Origin of the sequence: Thioclava sp. DLFJ5-1 (assembly GCF_002020115.1) — a bacterium.
Lineage (GTDB): Bacteria > Pseudomonadota > Alphaproteobacteria > Rhodobacterales > Rhodobacteraceae > Thioclava > Thioclava sediminum.
On record NZ_MPZU01000003.1, the window covers coordinates 305,316 to 329,314 of the forward strand.

Genomic DNA, 23,999 nt, shown 5'->3' on the forward strand with positions numbered 1-23,999 from the left:
AAGCCCCTTCCGTTTCTCTTGGGCGACTTTGAATGATTCGGTTTAAGAAATGCCCAAGACCCTTAACGTCTGCCTTAGTCGCGGGGCGCGCCTGCGTTGCGACCCGCCATCAGGACGCTGATCGCGTAGGCCGTTTTCGGCTCGAGGCTTTCCATAACCGCGGCTGCAGCAGCGGGGCGCATCCGTGCGAGAAAACCTGCGGCGAAATTCGGGTCCATTTCGGCGAAAAGCGGGGCGGCCTGTTTCGGCTTCATGTTCTCGTAAAGGGCGACGAGCTTTCCGACATCTTTCTCGGCCGCGCCATCTGCCACGGCCACGGTCTTGGACAGCGCCTCTTCCGCCGCGACGAGATCATTCAGACGCGCTTCCAACCGGGTTTCCGCGAGAGCGAGCGCATTGCGGCGGTCGCTGAGCAGCCCCTCCTGTTCGACGAGTTTCGCCTCTCGCACCTTGAGATCTGCAAGCATCGCCATGAACCCCGCGTCGTCGATGCAATCGTCTTCCGGTTTCGCCGCTTCGGTCTCATGCGCGGGGCCGGTCGCCTCGCGCGCCCAGGCTCCGAATTGCGCAAGCTGCAATCCGCCGGACAGGACGAAAAGCGCTGCGATGATCCAGAGCGCACTGCGGCCCGGGCGGGATTTGCCCTGGCCAGATTTGCGCTTGGGCAGACGGCTCATTGCGCCGCCTCCATATCCGTTTCCCGATGCCGTCGGCGCAACACACGGCGGCGCGGTTCACCGTCATCGGGCAGATCGTGCAGCGAGGCCAGAAGCAGTTCGAGCCTCTCCGCGCCTGCTTCCGCGCGTTCCGTCAGGGCACGCAATTGCCGCTCGGACGTGCCCGCAGTCGCCTGCGCCCGCTCGAGCGCGCGCGTCATGTCATCGACCTGTGCGGACAGCACGGCGATCGCCCCGCCCATCCCGGTCTCCAGCTGATTGAACCGCTTGAGTCTGCGCGCGAGCACGAAGCAATAAATCGCCGCCGCCATGGCCGCGAGTCCGGATGTGATTTCGGCAAGGAATTGCATTGCTCTCTCCCTCAGTTCAGCACGAATTCGATGACCAGAAGGTCGCGCACGCGCCCGTCTCCGGTGACCAGTTGCACCCGCCGCAACATCTGCGCGCGCAGGCGCATCATTGCGCTTGGATCCTCCAGAAGGCTGACATCGACCGCGCGCAAATACCCGTTCAGCACGTCCATCACGCGCGGCTTCAAAAGCTCCACGTCATGTTGATAGGCGCTGGGCACCTCAAGCTCGGCCGCGAAACGCAGATGGCGCGCGGATGCCCCGCTCAGCGTGATTGCGAGCGGTTCGAGTGCGACATAGGCGATATCGGGAAGCGCCTCGGGCGTGGGCGCCTCCGGTCCGGTGGCGCCGTGCGCCGTGTCTGGAGGCGCGAGAATCAACCCCGAATAGACCGCATAGAAGCCCCCGCCGCCCAAAAGAAGCATGAGCACGAGACCGATCACGAGCATCAGCTTGGACTTTTTCTTGGGTGGCTCTTCGGCCTCTGCAGTGGCGTCCGTCATGGGGGCCTCGCTGTTGCGGTTCGAGACTTGGAATACCCGAGTCGGACTAACCGATTGTTAATCGCATTAAGGGAAGGTGCCTGCGACGCCCGGGTAGAACGCCCGCTCTCTGGAGGTTCGTCTTGCAGCAACTCATCGACACTTGGGCTGGCCTGGATATGCGCAGGAAACTCGCCGCAGTTTTTGGGGTGATCGCCATGATTGCCACGGTTTTCGCCATCGGGTCGATCGCGTCGAAGCCGACGTTTGCGCTGCTTTACGCGGGGCTTGGCAGTGCGGAATCGGGGGAGGTGATCTCGGCGCTCGAACAGCGCGGTGTGGCCTATGAGGTGCGTGGCGATTCGATTTTCGTGGCCGCACCGCAGCGCGACGAATTGCGGATGACGCTCGCCTCGCAAGGTCTGCCCGCAACCGGCGGCGCGGGCTATGAATTGCTCGATTCGCTGTCGGGATTCGGCACGACCTCGCAGATGTTCGACGCGGCCTATTGGCGCGCGAAAGAGGGGGAATTGGCGAGAACGATCGCCGCCGTGCCGTCGATCCGATCGGCACGGGTGCATATCGCGCATCCGACGAATATGCCGTTTCGCGGGACGCCCGAGCCGACCGCCTCGGTGACGATCACGCCGACGCTCGGGGGCTTGAGTGGCGCGCAGGCGAAGGCGGTGCGCTATCTGGTGGCCTCGGCGGTGACCGGTATGACGCCCGAAGATGTCTCGGTGATCGACTCGGCGCGCGGGCTCATCCCCTTTAGCGATAATCCCGCGCTGCCCGGCAGTGGGGAGGATCGCGCGCAAGCGTTGAAGCAGAATGTCGAACGGCTGCTCGAGGCGCGTGTGGGGCCCGGAAACGTCGTGGTCGAAGTGGCGCTCGACACCGCGACAGAGCGCGAGGCGATCACCGAAAGGCGCTTCGATCCGGAGGGGCGCGTGGCGATTTCCACCGATACGTCGGAGACCTCAAAGACCTCCGACTCGACCACGCCACCGGCAACGACCGTGGCCTCGAATCTGCCCGATAACGGCACCGGCGAGACCGGAAAATCGCAAAGCCGCACGAGCGAGACACGCGCGCGCACCAATTTCGAGGTGTCGGAGACGCGGCGCGAATTGCTGCGCGCGCCCGGCGCACTCAAGCGGCTCAGCGTGGCCGTCCTCGTCGATGGGGTTCGCGGGACCAATCCGGACGGAACGCCAAGCTGGGAGCCACGCAGCGATACCGAACTGGCCGATCTGCGCGAACTCGTCGCCTCGGCGGTCGGGTTCGACGAGGCGCGTGGCGACGTGATCGCCCTGCGGTCGATGCAGTTCGAAGCGCTTTCAGAGGAGGGAACCATCGCCGGGCCCGGCTTCATCGATAGCATGGCGCTCGATCTGACGCAGATCATCCAGATCGCGGTCCTTGCGATCGTCGCGCTCGTGCTTGGTCTTTTCGTCGCGCGCCCGATCCTGCTGCAGAAATCTCGTGCAGGCGCGGCCGAGCTGCCCGCGCCCAGCGCCTCGGAGGAGGGCGCCACGGCGTCGACGGCGCTCACCGGTGAGATCGACGACGGAGACATGCCGGACATGAACATGCAGCTGGTGTCCGATTTCGACCTCGGTGACCTGCCGATGGCGACACAGGCGGATTTCGACCTCGACCGACCCGCCGATCCCGTCGACCGATTGAAGAAGATGATTGAGGAGCGGCAGGCGGAAACCGTCGAAATCCTGCGCAGCTGGATGGAAGAGCCGTCGGAGAAAACATGATGGGGCAAAGGCTGAAACTGGAATCCTTTGAGCCCAACTCGGCAGAGGCGGGTGAAATCGCGCTCGCGCCGGCCGAGTTGGAAGAGGCCAAACTGGCCGCCTTCGAGACCGGATATCAGGCCGGGTGGGACGATGCCGTTGCCGCGCAGAATGCGGAAACCGCGCGGCTCCACGCCGATCTCGGGCGCAACCTGCAGGCGCTGGGCTTCACCTATCACGAAGCGCGCCAGCACATGCTCGACGCGCTCGAGCCGCTTCTGGTCGAGATTTGCGGCAAGCTTTTGCCCGAGCTTGCGCGCGCGTCGCTTGGCCCCGTCGTGGCCGAGCAGTTGATGCCGATTGCCGAGGATCTCTGCGCGACGCCGATCACGGTGGTCGGCAACCCGACCGCATTGCCGCAGATTCAAGAGGCGCTCGCGCCACGTGCAGACTTGCCACTCGTTTTCGCGGCAGAGCCCAGCCTTGGCGAGGGCCAGGTCTATCTGCGTTTCGCCGATACCGAGACCCGCGTCGATCTCGGCGCCGTCATCGCCGCCATTTCGCGCGCGGTCACGACCTATTTCACCGCCACCGCGAAGGACAAGCCCGATGAATGAGACCGCGCCGGACGCTTCGACCGCTAATCCCTTTACGCAGGTTCCGATCGAGATCACCATCTCGGTCGGCAAGGCCCGCCCGCTGGTGCGCGATTTGCTGCGCCTGAAGCGCGACGCCGTGCTGCCGCTCGACCGGAAAGTGGAGGACCCGGTGGAGTTGTATGTCGGGGACAAGCTGATCGCGCGCGGCGAGTTGACAGAGATCGATGGCAGCGACGGACAGCTTGCGGTGCGGCTTACCGAGGTGGCCGATCTGCAAAACGGGTTGTGAGATGCGCCCCCGCCTAATCTCTCCCGGCGCCGCCACGATATGCCTGCCAGCGCTTTGGCTGGTCCTGCTCGCGGCATTAACGTTAACGCTTGCGGCGCTGCCCGCGCAGGCTCAGGACATTACGCTTTCTGTTGGGGAGGGCGACAGCCTCGCGAGTCGCTCCTTGCTGATCATTGCGGCGATCACGCTGCTCAGCCTTGCGCCCGGGCTCGCGATCATGGTCACGGCCTTTCCGTTCATCGTCACGGTGCTGTCGATTCTGCGCCAAGCCCTCGGGTTGCAGCAATCGCCGCCGAATATGCTGATCATCAGCCTCGCGCTGTTCCTTACATGGTTCATCATGGAGCCGGTCTTCTTCGAGAGTTGGCGCGTCGCGGGCCAGCCTCTGATCGACGGCGCGATCGACTGGCAGGAGGCGTTCACCAAGGGGATCGAGCCATTCCGCAGCTTCATGGCCGGGCGCACGAATCCCGACACCTTCGCAGCTTTGGCCGAGCTGCGCAGCGGCACGCCCGCACCGGAAAGCCTGGAGGGCGCGCCGCTCTCGACTCTCGTGCCGTCCTTCATGCTGTCCGAAGTCACCCGTGCCTTCCAGATCGGCTTCCTCGTTTACCTGCCGTTTTTGATTATCGATCTCGTCGTCTCGGCGGTTCTGATGTCGATGGGGATGATGATGGTGCCGCCCGCGGTCGTGGCGCTTCCGTTCAAGCTTGCCTTTTTCGTGGTGGCCGACGGCTGGGTGCTGCTCTCGGGGGCCCTGGTGCGCAGTTATTTCTGACGCCGAGGGCGGCTCCCGTAACCGCAGACCCCAAAACGCAAAAACCCGGGCCGAAGCCCGGGTTTCTGAGGGTGATGGTGAGCCGTGCAGGATTCGAACCTGCGACCCACTGATTAAAAGTCAGTTGCTCTACCAACTGAGCTAACGGCCCATCACAGGGCGCGTCTCTACAAACCCCCGCCGGGGGGGTCAAGGCATAAAATTCACAAAAATTGCACATCTGGAAAAAACCTTGGCGCGGGCGTATATCGCGCGCCATGAATACAAAGCGCACACAGAGCGGACTGCCCTTCATGAAGATGCATGGGCTCGGCAATGACTTCGTCGTGATCGACGCCCGTGAGGGCGACGATCCGGTTACGCCTGCGCTCGCGCGTGCGCTCGGAGATCGGCATCGCGGTGTGGGATTTGACCAGCTTGCCGTGATCCGCCCTGCGCAAGGGGCTGATTTCACGCTCGAATTCTGGAATTCCGACGGCACGCGGGCCGGCGCTTGCGGGAATGCGACTCGCTGCGTGAGCGATTACATGATGCGCCAGCTCGACCGGACCGATGTCACGCTCCTGACCGAACGGGGCCAGCTTGCCGCGGTGCGGCGCGAGGACGGGATGGTCTCGGTCAATATGGGCGCGCCGATTCTCGAAGCGGCGCAAATTCCGATTCTGCCCGGGATCGATCCGGCGCATCTTCCGCTGGGCGGCGACCCGATCGCGGTCGGCATGGGCAACCCGCATTGCGTCTTCTTCGTCGACGATGCCGAGGCGGTCGAAGTGGATCGCCAAGGCCCGGTGATCGAGCATGATCCCCTCTTCCCCGAGCGCACCAATGTCGAATTCGCGAGCGTGATCGGCCCCGACTATCTGCGGATGCGCGTCTGGGAGCGCGGCACCGGCATCACGCTGGCCTGCGGCTCGGGCACCTGTGCCACCGCCGTCGCGGCCCATCTGCGGGGCCTCACCGGCAAGCACGTCCTCGTCGATGTCGATGGCGGTCAGTTGGAGATCGACTGGCGCGACGATGGCGTCTGGATGACCGGCCCCACCGCGCATGTCTTCGATGCGACCCTCACCCCCGATTTTCTGGACGCGATATGAAACCGCCCGTTTTCTCGACCCTCGGCTGCCGTCTCAATGCCTATGAGACGGAGGCGATGAAGGAATTGGCTGCAGGCGCCGGGCTCGAAGGGGCCGTGGTCGTCAATACCTGCGCCGTGACCGCCGAGGCCGTGCGCAAGGCCAAGCAGGAGATCCGCCGTCTGTCGCGCGAGAACCCGGATGTGCCGGTGATCGTGACCGGCTGCGCCGCGCAGACCGAGCCCGACACTTTCGCCGCGATGCCCGAGGTCACCAAGATCATCGGCAATCACGAGAAGATGCAGGTCGACACCTGGGCGCAGCTCGCCCCGCAAGGCCCCGATTTCATCGGCGAGACCGAGCGCGTGATGGTCGACGACATCATGTCGGTGAAGGAGACCGCCGGTCACCTGATCGACGGGTTCGGCCGCCATCGCGCCTATGTGCAGGTGCAAAACGGCTGCGATCACCGCTGCACCTTCTGCATCATCCCCTTCGGGCGCGGCAATTCGCGCTCGGTGCCGGCAGGCGTCGTGGTCGAGCAGATCAAGCGCCTCGTGGATCGCGGCTTCAACGAGGTCGTCCTCACCGGGGTCGATCTGACCTCCTGGGGCGCGGACCTGCCGGGCGAGCCCCGTCTGGGCGATCTGGTGATGCGGATCCTGCGCCTCGTGCCGGACCTGCCGCGCCTGCGCATCTCGTCCATCGACTCGATCGAGGCCGACGAGAACCTGATGCTGGCGATCGCCACCGAGCCGCGCCTGATGCCGCATCTGCATCTCAGCCTTCAGGCGGGCGACGACATGATCCTCAAGCGGATGAAGCGCCGTCACCTGCGCGACGACGCCATTGCCTTCACCGAAGAGGCGCGCAAGCTGCGCCCCGGGATCGTCTTCGGCGCGGACATCATCGCGGGCTTCCCGACCGAGACCGAGGAGATGTTCGAGAACTCCCTGCGGCTGGTCGATGATTGCGGTCTGACCTTCCTGCATGTCTTCCCCTATTCCGCGCGCAAGGGCACGCCCGCCGCGCGGATGCCCGCCGTGAAGGGCCCGGTCGTCAAGGAACGCGCGGCCCGGCTGCGCGCGAAGGGCGAGGCCGCGCTGGCCGCCCATCTCGACGCGCAGGTCGGCACCGAACAGCTCGTACTGACCGAAACCCCGCGCGTCGCACGCACCGAAGGCTTTGCCGAGGTGTCGTTCGAGGCGGACCAGCCCGAGGGCACGCTGATGACCGTGCGCATCACTGGCCATGACGGGGCGCGGTTGCTGGCGGGGTAAAGGGGGCGCTGCCCCCTCGGCGCGTTGCTTACCGGCCCTTCGCTGTCGCTACGGGCGTTCGGCAGGGCGTCCTTCCACTGGAAGTCCGCTGATCCTGCCTCACCCCCCGGGATATTTGTGCCAAGCCGAAGGGGGCTTTCGTTTTTCGCAGCGTGAGCTAGCTTGTGGCCCATGCTGCGGATCAACGATCAGATAACCATCGAGGATTGGGAAATCACCGAAACCTTCACCCGGGCGCAAGGTCCGGGGGGGCAGAATGTGAACAAGGTCTCGACCGCGGTGGAGCTGCGTTTCGAGGCCGAACGCTCGCCGCACCTGCCGCAACCGGTGAAGAACCGCCTGCGCCGAATCGCGGGGCGCAGATGGACCAGCGACGGCGCGCTTTTGCTGCTGGTGCAGGACACGCGGAGTCAGGCGCGCAACCGCGAGATTGCGCGCGACCGCCTCGCCGCGATGATCCGAAAGGCCTGCGAAAAGCCCAAGAAACGCATCCCGACCCGACCCACGCTCGGCTCGAAGAAGCGGCGGCTGAAGGCGAAGGCGATTCACGGCGAGAAGAAAGCACTGCGCGGGAAGGTCTCGGATGGGGAATGATCTTTTGGCGCGGCGCGAACGGCTTTTGGGGCCGAACGTGCCGACCTTCTATGCGCGCCCGGTCGAGATCGTGCGGGGAGAGGGCAGCTCGCTTTTCGACGCCGATGGCCAGCGCTACCTCGATGCCTATAACAACGTCGCCCATTGCGGTCATTGCCATCCGCGCATCGTGAAGGCGATCTGCGAGCAGGCCGCCACGCTCAACACCCACACGCGCTATCTGCATGAGGGTATCCTCGATTATGCCGAGGCGCTGCTGGGCAAGTTCGGCTTTGACAGCCAGCTTCTGATGACCTGCACCGGGTCCGAGGCTAATGACGTCGCGCTGCGCATGGCGCAGGCGGTGACCGGCAAGCGCGGCTTCATCGCGACCGACAACACCTATCACGGCAACACCACCGCCGTGGCGCATCTCTCGACCCGGCGCCCGCCGATCGGAGGCTGGCCCGACCATATCCGCCGGGTGCCCGCGCCCGACAGTGTCGCGCCTTTGGGCGGATCGCTCGAGGCACAGCCCGAGGCCTTTGCCGCAAATGTGGCGCAGGCGATTGCCGAGCTGGAAGAGAGCGGCCACGGCTTCGCGGGTTTCATGCTCTGCCCGATCTTCGCCAATGAAGGGATGCCCGGCATCGCGCCCGGTTTCCTCGACCCGACCGTCGAGGTGATCCGCCGCGCAGGCGGGCTGATCCTTTGCGACGAGGTGCAGCCGGGCTTCGGCCGGATCGGCTCGCATTTCTGGGGCCACGAATGGCTGGGTTTCACGCCCGACGTGGTCACGATGGGCAAACCGATGGGCAATGGTCATCCGGTCGCGGGTCTGGTGGCTGCGCCCGATGTGATGGCCGCCTTCCGCGAGGCCTTCGGCTATTTCAACACGTTCGGCGGCAATCCCGTCTCGGTCGCCGCCGCAATGGAGACCCTGCGCGTGATCGAAGACGAAGGCTTGCAGGAGAACGCGGCGCAGGTTGGCGACTACCTTCTGCAAGGGCTGCGCGCACTATCCCATCCGCTGATCGCCGACACACGCGGCTTGGGGTTCTTCCTCGGGATCGAACTTGCGCAGGACGGCGAACCCGCCAGCGAAGCCGCGGGCCGGATCGTCGAGGCGATGCGCGAGCGCCATGTGTTGATGGGCCGGGTGGGCCGGGCACAACACATTCTCAAGATCCGCCCGCCGATGGTCTTCAATCGGGCCGATGCCGATGAAATGCTGGAGAAACTTGCGCAAAGTTTCGAGGAGCTTCCGGCATGATTTCGGACGAGACCGCACAGGCGATGGCGGACTCCGCCCTCTATTCCTGGGGGCAGACGAGCGCGCCGCCGCGTCTGGTGAAGAATCGCGAGAATATCGTCTTCGAGGCGCATCTGAAGGATGGCCGCCATGTCGCGCTGCGGTTGCACCGTCCCGGCTATCAGGGGCGCAAAGGGATCGAGGCCGAGTTGCGCTGGTGCGAAAGCCTCGCCGATCAGGGGATGCCGGTGCCGCGCCCGGTGCGTGCGCTGAACGGGGCGCTGACGGGCAGCGTGCGCAACCGCGTCACCTCCTGCGTGGAGTGGTTGGATGGCGCGCCGATCGGCGCGGGCGACCAGCCGCTTTCCGGCACGCCCGAGGCAGTGCGCGCCGAGGCTCATGCGCTGGGTCGCCTGATCGCGCAACTGCACATCAGCAGCGATGCCGCCCCGCCCGACGGGTTCGACCGGAACCCGTGGGATGGCGAGGGGTTTCTGGGGGAGCATCCGCTTTGGGGACGTTTCTGGGAACATCCTCAGCTTTCGGAAGTTGAGGCCGCAACGCTGTCTTCGGGCCGCGATCTTGCGCGTGCGCTCTTGGCTCAGGCACAGGATTACGGTCCGATCCACGCCGATTGCCTGCGTGAGAACGTGCTATCGACCCCGGATGGGCTCGCCCTGATCGACTTCGACGATTGCGGGCCGGGCTACCGGCTCTACGACCTCGCGACGGCGCTTGTGCAGGGCTGGGGCGACCCGCTTTGGGGCGAGCAGGCGGCAGGGCTCGTCGAGGGCTATCGCAGCCTGCGTCCGCTTCCGCCCGATCAGGAGGCACTGCTGCCGCTTTTCGTGGCGCTGAGAGCCTTCGCGTCTGCTGGCTGGATTGTGACCCGGGCACCGGGTTCCGATCCGCGCCAAAGACTATATTTAGAGCGTGCGCTTGAACTCGCACAGCATTTGGAGAACCGTACGCCGCCATGGGAGACCAGTCGATGAAATGGGCGAAATCCGTCGCGAAGGGCTTGCTGGGCTATCGCCCCGCCTCTTTGCAGGTGGGGGCGCTCTGTCTGCGAATCCGAGACGGCAAGACCCAGGTCCTTCTGATCACCTCGCGCGACACCGGGCGCTGGGTGATCCCGAAAGGCTGGCCGATGCGGGGCCGCTCGCTGTCCGGCGCGGCCAAGCAGGAGGCATGGGAAGAAGCCGGGGCGGTCGGCAAGATCGACAAGGAGCCCGCCGGGGCGTTCCGCTATGACAAGATCCTCGATAGCGGCTTGGCCACGCCCACAGATGTCGTGGTCTTCCCGATGCGGGTCGAGACCCTGATGAAGTCCTTTCCCGAAGAGCATCAGCGCAAGCGCAAATGGTTCGCGCCGAAGCAGGCCGCGAAGCTGGTCGCGGAAGAGGGGCTGCAGAAGCTTTTGCGCAAGCTCTGAGCCCCGAATGGCGTCGAATGCCTTGTCACAACGGGTCAAACCCGTTACCCCGCGCGGGTTCTGACAATTAGATGACAGGTTCGTGACGGTGGCCAATCAAGACAACGAGTCCCGCGTCAATCAGTGGAAAACGCTCGACAAGGATCTCAAGCGGATCGGGCGCGTCGAAAGTGCCGGGCAATTCGTGGCGCGCGGCATGGTCGCGCCGGGGATCGCGCTGGCCTTCATCGTGCTCGTCGGTCTGGTGGCGGCCGTGTTGGTGGGCGGGCAGCCCGGCCAACTGGTGGTGATCGCCGCCGCTGCGATCGGGGCCTATATGGCGCTGAATATCGGCGCCAATGACGTCGCCAACAACATGGGCCCCGCCGTGGGCTCGCGTGCGATGACGCTGATCGGGGCGTTGATCGTCGCGGCCATCTTCGAAAGCTTGGGCGCGCTCGTCGCGGGTGGCGATGTGGTCAAAACCGTCGCGAAGGGGATCATCGAACCGACCGCCTTGCCCGATTCCGGGCATTTCGTCTGGGCGATGATGGCGGCCCTGCTGGCCGCGGCTCTGTGGCTGAACCTCGCGACATGGCTCGGCGCACCGGTCTCGACCACCCACTCCATCGTCGGCGGCGTCGTCGGCGCGGGCATCGTCGCGGCAGGCTTCGGGGCGGTCGATTGGGTCTCGATGGCGAAGATCGCGGCAAGCTGGGTGATCTCTCCGGTCATGGGCGGCGTGATCGCGGCCGCCTTCCTCGCGCTGATCAAGACGAAGGTGATCTATGTCGATGACAAGATCGCCGCCGCGCGCCGATGGGTGCCGATCCTGATCGGCATCATGTCGGGGGCCTTTGCTGCCTATCTCGCGCTCAAGGGCCTCAAGCACCTGTTCAAGATTACGATTATCGAAGCGGTCCTGATCGGCCTCGTCGTCGGTGTCATTGGATGGCTCGTCACGATCCCGATGATCCGCCGCCAGTCCGAGGGGATGGAGAACCGCAAGAAGTCGCTCAAGACGCTGTTCGGCCTGCCGCTCGTCGTCTCTGCCGCGCTGCTGAGCTTCGCCCATGGCGCGAATGACGTCGCCAATGCGGTCGGCCCGCTCGCGGCCATCGTGCACACGGTCGAGCAGGGCGATATCGCCGCAGAGGTCGGCATCCCGTTCTGGGTGATGGCCGTGGGCGCGCTGGGGATTTCCGTCGGCCTGCTGCTGTTCGGGCCCAAGCTGATCCGCCTCGTCGGCAACGAGATCACCAAGCTCAACCCGATGCGCGCCTATTGCGTGGCGCTTTCGGCGGCGATCACGGTGATCGTGGCGTCGTGGCTGGGCCTGCCGGTCTCCTCGACCCATATCGCGGTCGGCGGCATCTTCGGCGTCGGCTTCTACCGCGAATGGCACGCCGAGAAACGCGCCCGCGAGCTGGGCATCCGCAAGGGCAAGCCCGTCCCGCCGGAAGAGCGCAAGCGCCGCCTGCTGGTGCGCCGCTCGCATATGATGACGGTCGCCACGGCGTGGATCGTCACGGTGCCGGCCTCGGCCGCGCTTTCGGCGGTAGTCTACCTGATCCTCAACGCGATCACCTGACCGCTCAGACCATGACCTTCATCGCCTGCTGCTGGCCGACCTCGAAGACGCGCTTGTAGCGGGCGATCTCGTCCTCCGGGCCCATCGCCTTCGCGGGATTGTCCGACAGCTTCACCGTCGGACGCCCATCAGCCTCGACTGCCTTGCACACGAGGCTGAACGGCGCGAGCGCGTCGTTCGGCACCAGCCCGCGGAAGTCGTTGGTCAGCAGCGTGCCCCAGCCGAAGCTGACCTTCACCCGACCGGCGAACTGCGCGTGCAACTCGCGAATCTTGTCGACGGTCAGCCCGTCCGAGAAGATCACCAGCTTCTGGCGCGGGTCTTCGCCGCGCGCTTTCCACCAGTCGATCGCGATCTCGGCGCCCGTCGCCGGGTCGCCCGAATCGATGCGGATGCCGGTCCAGCCTGCCAGCCAATCCGGCGCGTGGTCGAGGAACCCCTTCGTGCCATAGGTGTCGGGCAGGATGATGCGCAGGTTGCCGTCATGCTCTTCATGCCAATCGGCCAGCACCTTGTAAGGCGCCTTCGCCAGTTCCGCGTCGCTATTGGTCAGCGCCGCATAGACCATCGGCATCTCATGCGCGTTGGTGCCCACGGCCTCGATGTCGCGGCGCATTGCAACCAGGCAGTTCGAAGTGCCGGTGAACGCGCCCCCTTCGGAAACATCGCCCAGCCCTTCGAGCATCGCCTGCACGCACCAGTCCTGCCACAGGAAGCTGTGCCGCCGCCGGGTGCCGAAATCCGCGATCCGCAGGTTGTCCAGCTCGCGCAGCGCCTCGATCTTCTCCCAGACCTTGGTCATTGCGCGCGCATAGAGCACCTGCAGCTCGAAACGTCCCATCGTGTTCAGAACCGCGCGGCCGCGCAGCTCCATCAGGATCGCGAGCGCCGGAATCTCCCAGAGCATGACCTCGTGCCATTTGCCCTCGAAGGTCAGCTCATATTGCCCGTCGCGCTTTTCCAGATGGTAGGGCGGCAGTTGATAGCCCTCGAACCACTCCATGAAATCCGAGCGGAACATCTGCCGCTTGCCGTAGAACGTGTTGCCGCGCAGCCATGTGCTCTCCCCGCGCGACAGTTTCAGCGAGCGCGCATAATCCAGCTGCTCGCGCAGTTCCGCCTCGTCGATCAGCTCCGCGAGCCGGATCGACTTGCTGCGGTTGATCAGGCTGAAAGTGACCCGCGTCTCCGGCTTGTTGCGGAAAATCGACTGACACATCAAAAGCTTGTAGAAATCCGTGTCGATCAGAGACCGCACGATCGGGTCGATCTTCCACTTGTGGTTATAGACGCGGCTCGCGATGTCGACCATGGATCAGGCCTCCAGCTTCACACCGGCAGAGTGCATCTCGCTATGCGCCTCCTGCAGCGAGCCGTCGAGATCGATCGCCCGGCAGGCGCCTTCGATCACGGTCGCGCGGAAGCCCAGCTTCGCCGCATCCAGCGCCGACCACGCCACGCAGAAATCGGTGGCGAGCCCCACGAAGGTCAGATCCTCGACGCCCCGGTCGCGCAGGTAGCCCGCAAGCCCCGTCGGCGTCTTGTGGTCATTCTCGAAGAAGGCCGAATAGCTGTCGACGCCGCGCCGGAACCCCTTGCGGATGATCAGCTGCGCCCGGTCCACGGCCAGATCGGGGTGGAACTCCGCCCCCTTGCTGCCTTGGACGCAATGATCGGGCCAAAGCGTCTGCAGCCCATATTCCATATGCACCTGCGTGAAGGGCGCGGCCCCCTCGTGCTGGCTTGCGAAAGAGGAATGGTCCGCCGGGTGCCAATCCTGCGTCAGCACCACGGTGTCGAACTCGGTCATCAGCGTGTTCACGCGCGCCACGATCTCTTCGCCCCCCGATACCGCCAGCGCGCCGCCGGGGCAGAAGTCGTTTTGCACGTCGATCACGATCAGGGCTTTGGTCATCACTTTACCTCCCGCAGGGTTTTCCCATGGGTAGGCCGCGCACCCCTTGTGGTCAACGGCACGCATGCGCAACGGCTCTTGCCTAACGCCCCCGCACGGCGCTAATGCGGGGCCCATGTTCACCGTTGCCGCCCTTTACCATTTCACCCGGTTCGAGTCCCCCGAGGCCCTGAAGGCCCCGCTGGCGAAGATCGCCTGCGCGCATGGCGTGAAAGGCTCGCTCCTGATCGCGCGCGAAGGGATCAACGGCACCATCGCCGGGACCCGCGACGGGATCGACGCGGTGCTGGCGCATATCCGCAGCTTGCCGGGCTGTGCCGATCTGGAATGGAAGGAAAGCGCGGCCGAGGAGATGCCTTTCGGCAAGATGAAGGTGCGGCTCAAGCGCGAGATCGTCACGATGGGCGAGCCCGATATCGACCCGAAAGCCCGCGTCGGCCATTACGTCGAGCCGCAGGACTGGAACGCGCTGATCTCCTCGCCCGACACGGTCGTGATCGACACCCGCAACGATTACGAGATCGAGATCGGCACTTTCGAGGGGGCCATCGACCCGGGCACGAAATCCTTCCGCGAATTTCCGCAATGGTGGCGCGACAACGCGCATCGCTTCCACAACAAGCGCGTCGCGATGTTCTGCACCGGCGGCATCCGCTGCGAGAAATCGACGAATTTCCTGCTCTCGGAAGGGGTGCCCGAGGTCTATCACCTCAAGGGCGGTATCCTGAAATATCTCGAAGACATGCCCGAAGACGGCTCGCTCTGGCAGGGCGATTGCTTCGTCTTCGATCAGCGCGTGAGCCTGCGCCACGGGCTGAAACAGGGCGATTACGACAGCTGTCACGCCTGTCGCCGCCCGGTCTCCGCGGAAGACAAACGCCATCCCGATTACGAGGAAGGCGTCTCCTGTCACCGCTGCATCGGCGAGTATTCCGATGCCGATCGCGAGCGCTTCCGCGAGCGCGAACGTCAGATGCGCCTCGCCGCCGAACGGGGCGAAGCGCATCTCGGACGCGATTAATTATCCGCGCAAACCTGCGTCAGATCGTTGCAGCCTTGCGTGACGGTCGGAGCCCCGGTGGTCGGGAAGTCCAGACGCGGCAGCGAGAAATCCCCGACGCCAGCCGATGCGGCGGTTGCGCCAAACACAGACAGAACAAGGGCGTAAGCGAGACGTTTCATAGCGGTTCTCCATAACTGAACTACTCGGTTCGGAATTGAATATGAACCGTTCGGTTCGGAAATCAAGCCCAAATGAACTGATCAGTTCGAAATACTGCCTTGCGCTGGACGCAACTCTGCATATTTTAGAACCGTTCTAAAAAAGAGGGCCTCCCATGCTTCCCGGTTTCGCGTCACGCCGCCGTTTCGACGATCTCACTGAACAGGAAGTGCTTGCGCTCGCGATCTCCTCCGAGGAGGACGACGCACGCATCTATCGCCAATATGCCGAACATCTGCGCACCGAATATCCGGCTTCCGCGAAGATCTTCGACGAGATGGCGAAAGAGGAAGACGAGCATCGCCGCCTCCTGATCGCGCGGCATACGGACCGCTTCGGCGATGTGATCCCGCTGATCCGGCGCGAACATGTCGCGGGCTTTTACAACCGCAAACCGATCTGGCTCACGAAGAACCTCTCGCTCGACACCATCCGCGGCGAGGCCGAGGCGATGGAGCGCGAGGCGGGCAAGTTCTACACGCTGGCCGCCCAACGCAGCTCCGATGCCAGCACGCGCGAGTTGCTGGGCGATCTCGCCGCGGCCGAACTCGGTCACGAGCAAAAGGCCGAAGAGCTGACCGGCACGCATCTGCCCGAGAGCGAAAAGGAAGAGGAAGACCGTCAGGCGCATCGCCAGTTCATCCTGACCTGGGTGCAACCGGGGCTCGCCGGGCTGATGGACGGCTCGGTCTCGACCCTCGCGCCGATCTTCGCAACCGCCTTCGCGACCCAAAACCCCTGGACCACCTTCCTCGTGGGCCTCGCGGCCTCGGTCGGCGCGGGCATCTCGATGGGCTTCACCGAAGCGGCGCATGACGACGGCGTCATCTCGGGCCGCGGCTCGCCGATCAAACGCGGCATCGCCTCGGGCGTGATGACCATGCTTGGCGGCTTGGGCCACGCGCTGCCCTACCTGATCCCCGATTTCTGGACCGCGACCACCATCGCGATCATCGTCGTGTTTATCGAGCTCTGGGCCATCGCCTGGATCCAGAACCGCTTCATGGAAACGCCCTTCCTGCGCGCGGCCTTCCAGGTCGTGCTCGGCGGCGCGCTGGTCTTCGCAGCCGGTGTCTTGATCGGCGGCGGCTGACGCTGACTTTCTCTTCGACCCGCGCGCCAGCGGCACATGCGGGACGCTCCGCGGGGGATATTTGAGCCAAGGCGAAGACAGGCGCTTCGCTTTCGGCTTGGCAAAAATATCCCCGCCGGAGGCTTCCCGACCCCGCCACGGGCGCGCAGACCTCATTCCATAGCTGGCACTTGCCAAAACCGCATGCTAGCCCTTGGCCATGCTTGAGATCTTTCTGAAGACCTTGCCGTTTTTCGCCCTGATCGGGCTTGGCTGGTTCGCCGGACAGATCCGCTTTTTCACCGCCGAGGCGACCGCGTGGCTGACGAAATTCGTCTTCTATTTCGCGCTCTCGGCGATGCTCTTCAAATTCTCGGCCAATCTTGATCTCGAACAGCTTGTCGACCCGCAATTCATCCTCGCCTATCTGACCGGCTCGGGCGTGATCTGGCTGATCACTTTCGCCGTCGCCAAGGCGCGCAAGCTGCCGACCGCGCTTTCCGCGATGGAGGCGCATACCTCGATGACCGGCAACACGGGCTTCCTCGGCGTGCCGATGCTGGTGGTGCTGCTGGGACCGGCGGCGGTCGGGCCGGTGCTGATGGTGCTGAGCTGCGATCTGATCGTGTTCTCCTCGATCATCACGATCTTCATCACCGCCGCGCGGCACGGGAAGGTCTCGCTCGCGCCGATCGCGCTGGGGCTGGTGAAGAACCCGATGATCGTCTCGATGGTGGCGGGGCTTGCATGGGCCGGGCTGAAGCTGCCGATGCCGGGCCCGCTGTCGGAATTCGTGACGCTGTTGGGCGCCGCCGCGACGCCGGGCGCGCTGTTCGCCATCGGCGCCTCGCTCGCGGGCAAATCGGCCGAGAAGCCCGCGCCGGCGGTCTGGCTGTCCTTCGGCAAGCTCTTCCTGCACCCGGCCGCCATCGCGATCACGTCGCTGCTGATCTTCGATGTCGATCCCTTCGCGGCAGGCGTGATGATCGCCGCCGCCGCCCTTCCCGTCGCGGGCAATGTCTATATTCTGGCGCAGCATTTCGGGGTGGCGCCGCAGCGCGTCTCGGCCGCCATCCTCGTCTCGACCGCCGTCTCGATCCTCACGGTTCCGGCGGTCATCCATTGGGTTCACGGCTAAGGAGGCTTTGATGAAAACGATCTCGGAAAACCGCTGTTTCGGAGGCGTCCAAGGCGTCTATTCGCACGCATCGAAGGTCAATGATTGCGAAATGACCTTCGGGCTGTTCCTGCCGCGCGAAGCCGAGGACGGTCCGGTGCCGGTGCTGTGGTATCTCTCGGGACTGACCTGCACCCATGAGAACGCGATGACCAAGGCGGGCGCGCAGGCTTTCGCGGCCGAGCACGGGATCGCGCTCGTGTTCCCCGACACCTCGCCGCGCGGCGAGGGCGTGGCCAACCACGAGGATTACGATCTGGGCCAAGGCGCGGGCTTTTACGTCAACGCGACGCAGGACCCGTGGGCGCCGCATTTCCGGATGTGGGATTACATCGCCGAGGAACTGCCGAACGCCATCGACGCCGCCTTCGAGATCGACCCCGAGCGGCAGGCGATCACCGGCCATTCGATGGGCGGGCATGGCGCGCTGACGCTGGCGATGTCGCTGCCCGAACGCTTCCGCTCGGTCTCGGCCTTCGCGCCGATCGCGCACCCGACGCAAAGCGATTGGGGCCGCAAGCAGTTCAGCGCCTATCTGGGCGACAACGAGGCCGCCTGGGCGGCGCATGATGCCACGCTTCTGATGCGCGAACGTGGGTTCGACGGCGAAGTGCTGATCGATCAGGGCGGCTCCGACCAGTTCCTCGATCTGCTGAAGCCCGAGGCGCTGGCCGAAGCGATGGCCGCGCGCCGTCAGCCCGGCACCTTCCGGATTCAGGAAGGTTACGATCACAGCTACTATTTCGTCTCGACCTTCATTCCCGATCACATCGAGTTCCACGCCGAGGCGCTCTGGGCGTGATCTGGGTCGACGCGGATGCCTGCCCGGTGAAGGCCGAGGCCGAGAAGGTCGCGACCCGTCTCGGGGTCAAGCTGATGCTTGTCTCCAATGGCGGGCTGCGGCCCTCGCCCAATCCGCTGGTCGAGATGGTCTATGTCGATCAGGGGCCGGACGTGGCCGATATGTATATCGCCGAGCGCGCGACGGTCGGCGATGTGGTGATCACCAATGACATTCCGCTGGCGGCGAAATGCGTCGAGGCCGGCGCGCGGGTGCTGCGCCCCGACGGCGAGGCGCTGACCCCCGCCAATATCGGTAACGTATTGGCGACACGGGATTTGATGGCGGATCTGCGCTCGGCCGATCCGTTCCGGCAGGGCGGCGGCAAGCCGTTTTCCAAGGCCGACCGGGCGCGGTTCTCGGATGCGCTCGACCGGGTCGCGCGGGCGGCAGCAAGAGAGGTTAAGAATGGTTAAGGCAGTTATCTTCGACATCGGTAACGTGCTGATCGAATGGCAGCCGGAGCGGCATTACGACCGGATCATGCCGCGCGAGACCCGCGAGCAGATGTTCGCGGAGGTCGATCTGCACGGTATGAATGACGAGATCGACCGCGGCGCGCCGTTCCGCGAGACGATCTACGCATGGGCCGAGAAATACCCGAGCTGGCGCGATGCGATCCGGCGCTGGCACGACGACTGGATCGAGATGGCAGCCCCCGAGATCCCCCATTCGCTACGCCTGATGAAATCCTTGCAGGCCAAGGGGATGCCGGTTTTCTCCCTGACGAATTTCGGGATTCAAAGCTACGATTTCGCGGCCACGCATTACCCGTTCCTGCGCAATTTCGACCGCGATTTCATCTCGGGCCATATGGGCGTCACGAAGCCCGACCCGAAGATCTATCAGATGGTCGAGGACGCGTCGGGGCTGTCCGGCTCGGATCTGATCTTCACTGATGACCGCGCCGACAATATCGCGACGGCGCATACCTTCGGCTGGAAGACGCATCTCTTCGACGGGCCGGAGGGCTGGGCGCGGCGGCTGGTCGAGGAAGGCCTGCTGGAGGAGGCGGAGGCCGCATAAGTTCAACTTATGCAGCAACCCCGAAAATAAGAAAAACTTATCTCAGGCGCGTTTCGCGACCGCGACGCCCAGAAGCTCGAGCACTTTCGCCTCGATCTGCGGCGCATCCATTCCGGCGGAGTGATACATATCCTCGGGCGAGGCGTGGTCGATGAACGTGTCGGGCAGGACCATCGAGCGGAACTTGAACCCGTGATCGAAGACGCCCCGCTCCGACAGGTATTGCGCGACATGGCTGCCGAAGCCGCCGATCGCGCCTTCCTCAATGCAGATCAGCGCCTCGTGTCCGGCGACCAGCCGGTCGATCAGATCGGTGTCGAGCGGTTTGACGAAGCGTGCATCGGCGACGGTCGGCGCAAGGCCGCGGGCCTGCAGCGCCTCGCGCGCTTTCAGCACTTCGGCCAGACGGGTGCCGTAGGACAGGATCGCGACGCGCGCGCCTTCCGCGATCATCCGGCCCTTGCCGATTTCCAGCGGCACGCCTTCTTCGGGCATGTCGACGCCCATGCCTTCACCGCGCGGATAGCGGAAGGCGATGGGGCCTTCGTCATGGGCGGCGGCGGTGGCGACCATATGCACCAGCTCGGCCTCGTCGGCGGCGGCCATCACGACCATGCCGGGCAGCGAGGACATGAAACCCACATCGAACGAGCCCGCATGGGTCGCGCCATCCGCGCCCACCAGACCGGCGCGGTCGATGGCGAAGCGCACGGGCAGGCGCTGGATCGCGACGTCATGGACGATCTGGTCGTAGCCGCGCTGCAGGAAGGTCGAGTAGATCGCGCAGAACGGTTTCATACCGGACGCCGCAAGCCCGGCAGAGAAGGTCACGGCGTGCTGCTCGGCGATGCCCACGTCGAAACAGCGGCGCGGATAGACGCCCGCGAATTGCTTCAGCCCCGTGCCATCGGGCATGGCGGCGGTGATACCGACGATCTTCTCGTCTTTCGCCGCTTCCTTGATCAGGCTTTCGGCGAAGACCTTGGTGTAGCTCGGCGCGTTGGAGGGCGATTTCTTCTGCTCGCCGGTGCTGAGATCGAATTTCGCGGTGGCATGGCCGCCATCGGGGCGGTTCTCGGCCGGGCCGTACCCTTTGCCCTTCTTCGTCAGCGCATGGATCAGAACCGGGCCGGTCGCGCGGGCCTTGAGCGTGCGCAGAAGCGGCAGCAGCTGGTCGAGGTCGTGGCCATCGACCGGGCCGACATAGGAGAAGCCGAGCTCCTCGAACAGGGTGCCGCCCATGGCGATGCCCTTGAGCATTTCCTTCGCCCGGCGCGCGCCTTCCTGGAACGGAACGGGCAGCAGACCGACCGCGCCTTTGGCGGCGGATTTCAGGTCCTGCAGCGGGGCCTCGGAATAAAGCCGGGTGAGGTAGCTCGACAGCGCGCCGACGGGCGGGGCGATCGACATCTCGTTGTCGTTGAGCACGACGAACATGCGTTTGCCCAAGTGGCCCGCGTGGTTCATCGCCTCGAAAGCCATGCCGCCCGACATCGCGCCGTCACCGATCACGGCAATCGCGTCGCCCGTTTCGGCGCCCAGCTCGCGGCCCATCGTGAAGCCGGTCGCGGCCGAGATCGAGGTGGAGCTATGGCCCGCGCCGAACGGATCGTAGGGCGACTCCGAGCGTTTGGTGAAACCCGACAGCCCGCCCTTGGTGCGCAGCGTGCGGATGCGGTCGCGGCGCCCGGTCAGGATCTTGTGCGGGTAGCACTGGTGGCCCACGTCCCAGACGATCTTGTCGCGCGGCGCGTCGAACACGGCATGCAGCGCGACGGTCAGCTCGACCACGCCCAGACCTGCACCCAGATGCCCGCCGGTTTGCGACACGGCCGAGATCGTCTCGGCGCGCAATTCGGTGGCGAGCGTTTTCAGCTCGGGATCGGAAAGGCCTTTCAGATCGGACGGCAGTCGCACCTTGTCGAGGAGCGGCGTGGCCGTTTGGTCGTTCGGGTTATCGCTCATTGGCTGCCCCCTAGGCGCGCTACATCTCGCGGGAGATAACGAAACGCGCAGCGGCCCGCAAGTTTTCCGCTTCCTCGCCGTAAGGCGAAAGCGCGTCTATGGCTTGCTCGATCAGCTCGCCCTCCCGAAGCCGCGCACCGGCGAGGCCGAGCAGCGAAACGAAGGTGGCTTTTCCGGCCTCGGCATCCTTGCCGACCCGTTTCCCGGCGGCCTTTTCGCAACCCGTCACATCTAGGATGTCATCGTGAATTTGAAAGGCCAGACCGACCGCATCGGCGAAATCGCTCAGGGGGCCCTCGTCCTCGCCCGCGAGGATCGCGCCGGTGCGCGACGCGAACGAGATCAGCGCCCCGGTCTTGCCCGCCTGCAGCGCGGTGATCTGGCTCAGCGAGAGCGGATCGGTGGCGCTTTCCGCCGCGATGTCGAGCGCCTGACCGTGGCCCATCCCAGCCGCGCCGGAGGCTTTCGCGAGCGCGAGGCTAAGCGCGACGCGCCGCTCTGCCGGGCCGAGAACAGGATCGGCGCAAAGCTCGAACGCAAGCGTCTGCAACACGTCGCCGGTCAGCACGGCGGTCGCTTCGTCCCATTTCACGTGAACTGTCGGCTGGCCGCGGCGCAGATCGTCGTCATCCATGCAGGGCAGGTCGTCATGCACGAGGCTATAGGCGTGCAGCGCCTCGACCGCGGCTGCAGCGGGCATCGCCTGCGCCTCCGGGATGCCGAAGATCGCGGCGCTTTCGACCGCGAGGAAGGCGCGCAGGCGTTTGCCGCCCTGCAGCGCGTAATGCATCGGTGCGCGCAGCGGCCCCTCGGGCTGGCGCGCCACGGCGGCATCGAGCGCGACCTGAACGGTCGTCTGCACCTCTTTCAAACGGGAGGTGAACATTTACAGACCTTCGGCGGGGGTCGTGCCTTTCGGAGCGCCGTCGGCATTGAGCGTGATCTTCTCCACGCGCGCCTCGGCCTCTTTCAGAAGCTTGGCGCAATGCTCTTTCAGCTTGGCGCCGCGCTCATAGAGTTTGATCGACTCGTCCAGGGGCACGTCGCCATGTTCCAGTTTGCCCACGACTTCCTCGAGAGCCTTCATCGCCTCTTCGAAGCTCAACGCGTCAATATCGCTCATCAATCTGCATTCCCGGTGATATGTCGTCCAATAAGGCTCTGACGCCCGGGTTCCTGCAAACCATATCCGGCTCGCGGAGTCGAGATCACCCCGCGAGACCAGTGCTATCGTGAACGTCTTATCGCCTATTTCTGAAGCGACTCGAGATAGGTCGCGAGTGAAAGGACGCGCCCGCGGGTGGCCAGAACGTCGGTGTAATACGGCGCACCGTGTCCGCCCTGTTCCATGAAGACATCGCCGAAGACCGGCATCGGTCCGCCATGCGCCCGCACGCCCGTGCGTCCGTCGATGATGTGGATCGCCTTGAGCATCGGAAATTCGCCGTCATTGGCGGCGGCAAGGCCGGTCAGATCGGCGGGTTTCACGTTCAGATATTCGGCCATCGGCCCGGTGCCCGTGCCATCGTCGCCATGACAACTGGCGCAATACTGGCCGTAGAGAGCTTTGCCGACATCGCCGTCCTGAGCGATGGCCGGGGTCGCGGCGAGACATGCCGCAGCGATGAGGTAAGTGAAGCGCATAGTGTCCTCCCACACAAGTTGACGCATAGGAAGGTTGGGCGCGAAATGAGGCCGAGTCGATGATCGACGTCAATGACGAAGGGCGCTCCTTTTTGCTAAGGAACGCCCCACGAAAAGGGCCATCTCTGTTCGAGATGGCCCTCCGAGATCTACGGAGATGGTCCGGTTAGGGTCCGAAGGATCCAGCCGTCCCAGTCAGGGTTCTTTGCCCCAGGGTTTGCCCTCAGGCCACGGCCCCCCTCACTGTCCCGACACCTCTCTCCACTATCACTCTAGACACTGGACCACCTCCTTTCATGCGTTGCCGTTATCCACAGCGTGCCACAGATTTTGTGTGTGGCAAGAAAAATTACGCAATCCTTGGAGAAAGTTTCGTAACAAGTGCCTTGAAAGGCAGCAGCGCGATCAAAGTCAGGGCAAGTTTGACAAGCCAGTCTGCGGTGGCCAGCGACACCCAGAGCGGCACCGTCGGTCCGACGCCCAACAGGGGCAGGGTTTCATTGGCCCAGGACACGTCATTCGACGGCTCGAGGAAGGACAGCGCGGCCGAGAAGGCGATCGAGAAGAAGATCAGCGTATCGAGCGACGCACCGATCAGGGTCGAGACCGCGGGGGCACGCCACCAGACGCCATTGCGCAGCTTGTCGAAGACGAAGATGTCGGTCATCTGCGCCACGAGGAAGGCCGCGCCGGAGCCGAGTGCGATGCGCAGCGTGACGGCCGGATAGGTGTAGCCGTCGCCCTGCAGCATGATCTGGCTGCCGATGAGCGAGCAGATCACGCCCACGACGAAACCGGCGGCCACGACGCGGCGCGCAGCGCCCGGGCCGTAGATGCGGTTCATCACGTCATTGACGAGGAAGGCGAAGGGGTAGGTGAAGGCGCCCCAGGTCAGCCAGTCGCCGACGAGGAATTGCACCAGGATGTTCGAGGCCACGACGATGATGGCCATGGCAATGATGCCAGGAATATAGCGGGTCATGATGTTCAACCGTTTTTACATGGTAGCGGAGACATGGCCCGGAACCCTC

At 64.6% G+C, this 23,999-nt stretch carries 28 protein-coding genes and 1 tRNA gene; 17 read left to right on the forward strand and 12 right to left on the reverse strand.

Annotated elements, in window-relative coordinates; genetic code table 11:
• Positions 1–74 precede the first annotated feature (74 nt).
• The 3 genes from BMI86_RS12150 to BMI86_RS12160 are packed head-to-tail and all read right to left on the reverse strand — an operon-like array spanning position 75 to position 1,530.
• On the reverse strand, positions 75–677 hold the full coding sequence (locus BMI86_RS12150; RefSeq protein ID WP_078541631.1) for a hypothetical protein: 603 nt from the start codon (positions 675–677) through the stop codon (positions 75–77).
• Entirely contained in the window at positions 674–1,027 is a 354-nt protein-coding gene (locus tag BMI86_RS12155; protein WP_078541632.1) for a hypothetical protein, read from the reverse strand. The genes BMI86_RS12150 and BMI86_RS12155 overlap by 4 nt, the downstream gene beginning before the upstream one ends.
• Before the next feature lie 11 nt (positions 1,028–1,038).
• The gene (locus tag BMI86_RS12160; protein ID WP_078541633.1) at positions 1,039–1,530 is read right to left on the reverse strand and encodes a flagellar basal body-associated FliL family protein; all 492 of its coding nucleotides are present in this window, start codon (positions 1,528–1,530) and stop codon (positions 1,039–1,041) included.
• A 122-nt stretch (positions 1,531–1,652) separates the two neighbouring features.
• Between BMI86_RS12160 and fliF the strand changes: the two genes are divergently transcribed.
• Genes fliF through fliP form a run of 4 tightly spaced genes read left to right on the forward strand, consistent with a single transcriptional unit; the run spans position 1,653 to position 4,923 of the window.
• Positions 1,653–3,278, forward strand: a complete 1,626-nt coding sequence (gene fliF / locus BMI86_RS12165) for a flagellar basal-body MS-ring/collar protein FliF (protein WP_078541634.1) — start codon at positions 1,653–1,655, stop codon at positions 3,276–3,278.
• Positions 3,275–3,874, forward strand: coding sequence for a flagellar biosynthesis protein (locus BMI86_RS12170; protein WP_143594785.1), 600 nt, complete (start codon positions 3,275–3,277; stop codon positions 3,872–3,874). Before fliF ends, BMI86_RS12170 begins: the two co-directional genes overlap by 4 nt.
• A complete protein-coding gene (locus tag BMI86_RS12175; protein WP_078522277.1) occupies positions 3,867–4,145 on the forward strand; it encodes a FliM/FliN family flagellar motor C-terminal domain-containing protein in 279 nt (92 codons plus the stop codon). The genes BMI86_RS12170 and BMI86_RS12175 overlap by 8 nt, the downstream gene beginning before the upstream one ends.
• A gap of 1 nt (position 4,146) precedes the next feature.
• Complete coding sequence (gene fliP / locus BMI86_RS12180) at positions 4,147–4,923, forward strand: flagellar type III secretion system pore protein FliP (protein WP_078541636.1); 777 nt, start codon at positions 4,147–4,149, stop codon at positions 4,921–4,923.
• Positions 4,924–4,998: 75 nt separating this feature from the next.
• On the opposite strand, the gene BMI86_RS12185 is transcribed toward fliP, so the two are convergent.
• Positions 4,999–5,074: transfer RNA gene (locus BMI86_RS12185), tRNA-Lys, on the reverse strand.
• A 106-nt stretch (positions 5,075–5,180) separates the two neighbouring features.
• Between BMI86_RS12185 and dapF the strand changes: the two genes are divergently transcribed.
• The 7 genes from dapF (at position 5,181) to BMI86_RS12220 (ending at position 12,106) form a co-directional block, all read left to right on the forward strand.
• Entirely contained in the window at positions 5,181–6,017 is an 837-nt protein-coding gene (dapF, locus tag BMI86_RS12190) for a diaminopimelate epimerase (RefSeq protein ID WP_078541637.1), read from the forward strand.
• On the forward strand, positions 6,014–7,276 hold the full coding sequence (mtaB, locus tag BMI86_RS12195; RefSeq protein WP_078541638.1) for a tRNA (N(6)-L-threonylcarbamoyladenosine(37)-C(2))-methylthiotransferase MtaB: 1,263 nt from the start codon (positions 6,014–6,016) through the stop codon (positions 7,274–7,276). The genes dapF and mtaB overlap by 4 nt, the downstream gene beginning before the upstream one ends.
• A gap of 171 nt (positions 7,277–7,447) precedes the next feature.
• Entirely contained in the window at positions 7,448–7,870 is a 423-nt protein-coding gene (gene arfB, locus BMI86_RS12200; RefSeq protein WP_078541762.1) for an alternative ribosome rescue aminoacyl-tRNA hydrolase ArfB, read from the forward strand.
• A complete protein-coding gene (locus BMI86_RS12205; RefSeq protein ID WP_078541639.1) occupies positions 7,860–9,122 on the forward strand; it encodes an aminotransferase class III-fold pyridoxal phosphate-dependent enzyme in 1,263 nt (420 codons plus the stop codon). Before arfB ends, BMI86_RS12205 begins: the two co-directional genes overlap by 11 nt.
• Positions 9,119–10,096, forward strand: a complete 978-nt coding sequence (locus tag BMI86_RS12210; RefSeq protein WP_078541640.1) for a phosphotransferase — start codon at positions 9,119–9,121, stop codon at positions 10,094–10,096. Before BMI86_RS12205 ends, BMI86_RS12210 begins: the two co-directional genes overlap by 4 nt.
• Positions 10,078–10,536 carry an NUDIX hydrolase gene (locus BMI86_RS12215; RefSeq protein WP_078541641.1) on the forward strand — a complete coding sequence of 153 codons (459 nt, stop codon included), beginning with the start codon at positions 10,078–10,080 and terminating at the stop codon, positions 10,534–10,536. Before BMI86_RS12210 ends, BMI86_RS12215 begins: the two co-directional genes overlap by 19 nt.
• Before the next feature lie 88 nt (positions 10,537–10,624).
• Positions 10,625–12,106: an inorganic phosphate transporter gene (locus BMI86_RS12220; RefSeq protein ID WP_246831704.1), complete on the forward strand. Its 1,482-nt coding sequence runs from the start codon at positions 10,625–10,627 to the stop codon at positions 12,104–12,106.
• A 4-nt stretch (positions 12,107–12,110) separates the two neighbouring features.
• Here the strand turns inward: BMI86_RS12220 and pncB are convergent, their stop codons facing one another.
• The gene (gene pncB, locus BMI86_RS12225; protein ID WP_078541642.1) at positions 12,111–13,418 is read right to left on the reverse strand and encodes a nicotinate phosphoribosyltransferase; all 1,308 of its coding nucleotides are present in this window, start codon (positions 13,416–13,418) and stop codon (positions 12,111–12,113) included.
• A 3-nt stretch (positions 13,419–13,421) separates the two neighbouring features.
• Positions 13,422–14,021: a bifunctional nicotinamidase/pyrazinamidase gene (gene pncA / locus BMI86_RS12230; protein ID WP_078541643.1), complete on the reverse strand. Its 600-nt coding sequence runs from the start codon at positions 14,019–14,021 to the stop codon at positions 13,422–13,424.
• A gap of 115 nt (positions 14,022–14,136) precedes the next feature.
• On the opposite strand from pncA, the gene BMI86_RS12235 reads away from it, so the two are divergent.
• On the forward strand, positions 14,137–15,042 hold the full coding sequence (locus BMI86_RS12235) for a rhodanese-related sulfurtransferase (RefSeq protein ID WP_078541644.1): 906 nt from the start codon (positions 14,137–14,139) through the stop codon (positions 15,040–15,042).
• Here the strand turns inward: BMI86_RS12235 and BMI86_RS21265 are convergent.
• The gene (locus BMI86_RS21265) at positions 15,039–15,203 is read right to left on the reverse strand and encodes a hypothetical protein (RefSeq protein ID WP_157771528.1); all 165 of its coding nucleotides are present in this window, start codon (positions 15,201–15,203) and stop codon (positions 15,039–15,041) included. The genes BMI86_RS12235 and BMI86_RS21265 overlap by 4 nt on opposite strands.
• A gap of 155 nt (positions 15,204–15,358) precedes the next feature.
• Here BMI86_RS21265 and mbfA point away from each other — a divergent pair, with 155 nt between their 5' ends.
• From mbfA to BMI86_RS12260, 5 genes are all read left to right on the forward strand, one after another.
• Entirely contained in the window at positions 15,359–16,336 is a 978-nt protein-coding gene (gene mbfA / locus BMI86_RS12240) for an iron exporter MbfA (protein ID WP_078541645.1), read from the forward strand.
• A gap of 199 nt (positions 16,337–16,535) precedes the next feature.
• Entirely contained in the window at positions 16,536–17,453 is a 918-nt protein-coding gene (locus BMI86_RS12245) for an AEC family transporter (protein ID WP_078541646.1), read from the forward strand.
• A 10-nt stretch (positions 17,454–17,463) separates the two neighbouring features.
• Entirely contained in the window at positions 17,464–18,294 is an 831-nt protein-coding gene (gene fghA / locus BMI86_RS12250; RefSeq protein WP_078541647.1) for an S-formylglutathione hydrolase, read from the forward strand.
• Positions 18,291–18,749, forward strand: a complete 459-nt coding sequence (locus BMI86_RS12255) for a YaiI/YqxD family protein (RefSeq protein ID WP_078522289.1) — start codon at positions 18,291–18,293, stop codon at positions 18,747–18,749. Before fghA ends, BMI86_RS12255 begins: the two co-directional genes overlap by 4 nt.
• A complete protein-coding gene (locus BMI86_RS12260) occupies positions 18,742–19,359 on the forward strand; it encodes an HAD family phosphatase (protein WP_078541648.1) in 618 nt (205 codons plus the stop codon). The genes BMI86_RS12255 and BMI86_RS12260 overlap by 8 nt, the downstream gene beginning before the upstream one ends.
• Positions 19,360–19,401: 42 nt before the next feature.
• Here the strand turns inward: BMI86_RS12260 and dxs are convergent, their stop codons facing one another.
• The 5 genes from dxs to BMI86_RS12285 form a co-directional block, all read right to left on the reverse strand.
• Positions 19,402–21,324, reverse strand: a complete 1,923-nt coding sequence (gene dxs / locus BMI86_RS12265; protein ID WP_078541649.1) for a 1-deoxy-D-xylulose-5-phosphate synthase — start codon at positions 21,322–21,324, stop codon at positions 19,402–19,404.
• Positions 21,325–21,343: 19 nt separating this feature from the next.
• On the reverse strand, positions 21,344–22,210 hold the full coding sequence (locus tag BMI86_RS12270; RefSeq protein ID WP_078541650.1) for a polyprenyl synthetase family protein: 867 nt from the start codon (positions 22,208–22,210) through the stop codon (positions 21,344–21,346).
• Positions 22,211–22,447 carry an exodeoxyribonuclease VII small subunit gene (locus BMI86_RS12275; RefSeq protein WP_078522293.1) on the reverse strand — a complete coding sequence of 79 codons (237 nt, stop codon included), beginning with the start codon at positions 22,445–22,447 and terminating at the stop codon, positions 22,211–22,213.
• Positions 22,448–22,572: 125 nt separating this feature from the next.
• Entirely contained in the window at positions 22,573–22,968 is a 396-nt protein-coding gene (locus tag BMI86_RS12280; protein WP_078522294.1) for a c-type cytochrome, read from the reverse strand.
• 349 nt (positions 22,969–23,317) lie between these two features.
• Positions 23,318–23,950, reverse strand: coding sequence for a queuosine precursor transporter (locus tag BMI86_RS12285; protein WP_078541651.1), 633 nt, complete (start codon positions 23,948–23,950; stop codon positions 23,318–23,320).
• Positions 23,951–23,999: the final 49 nt, after the last annotated feature.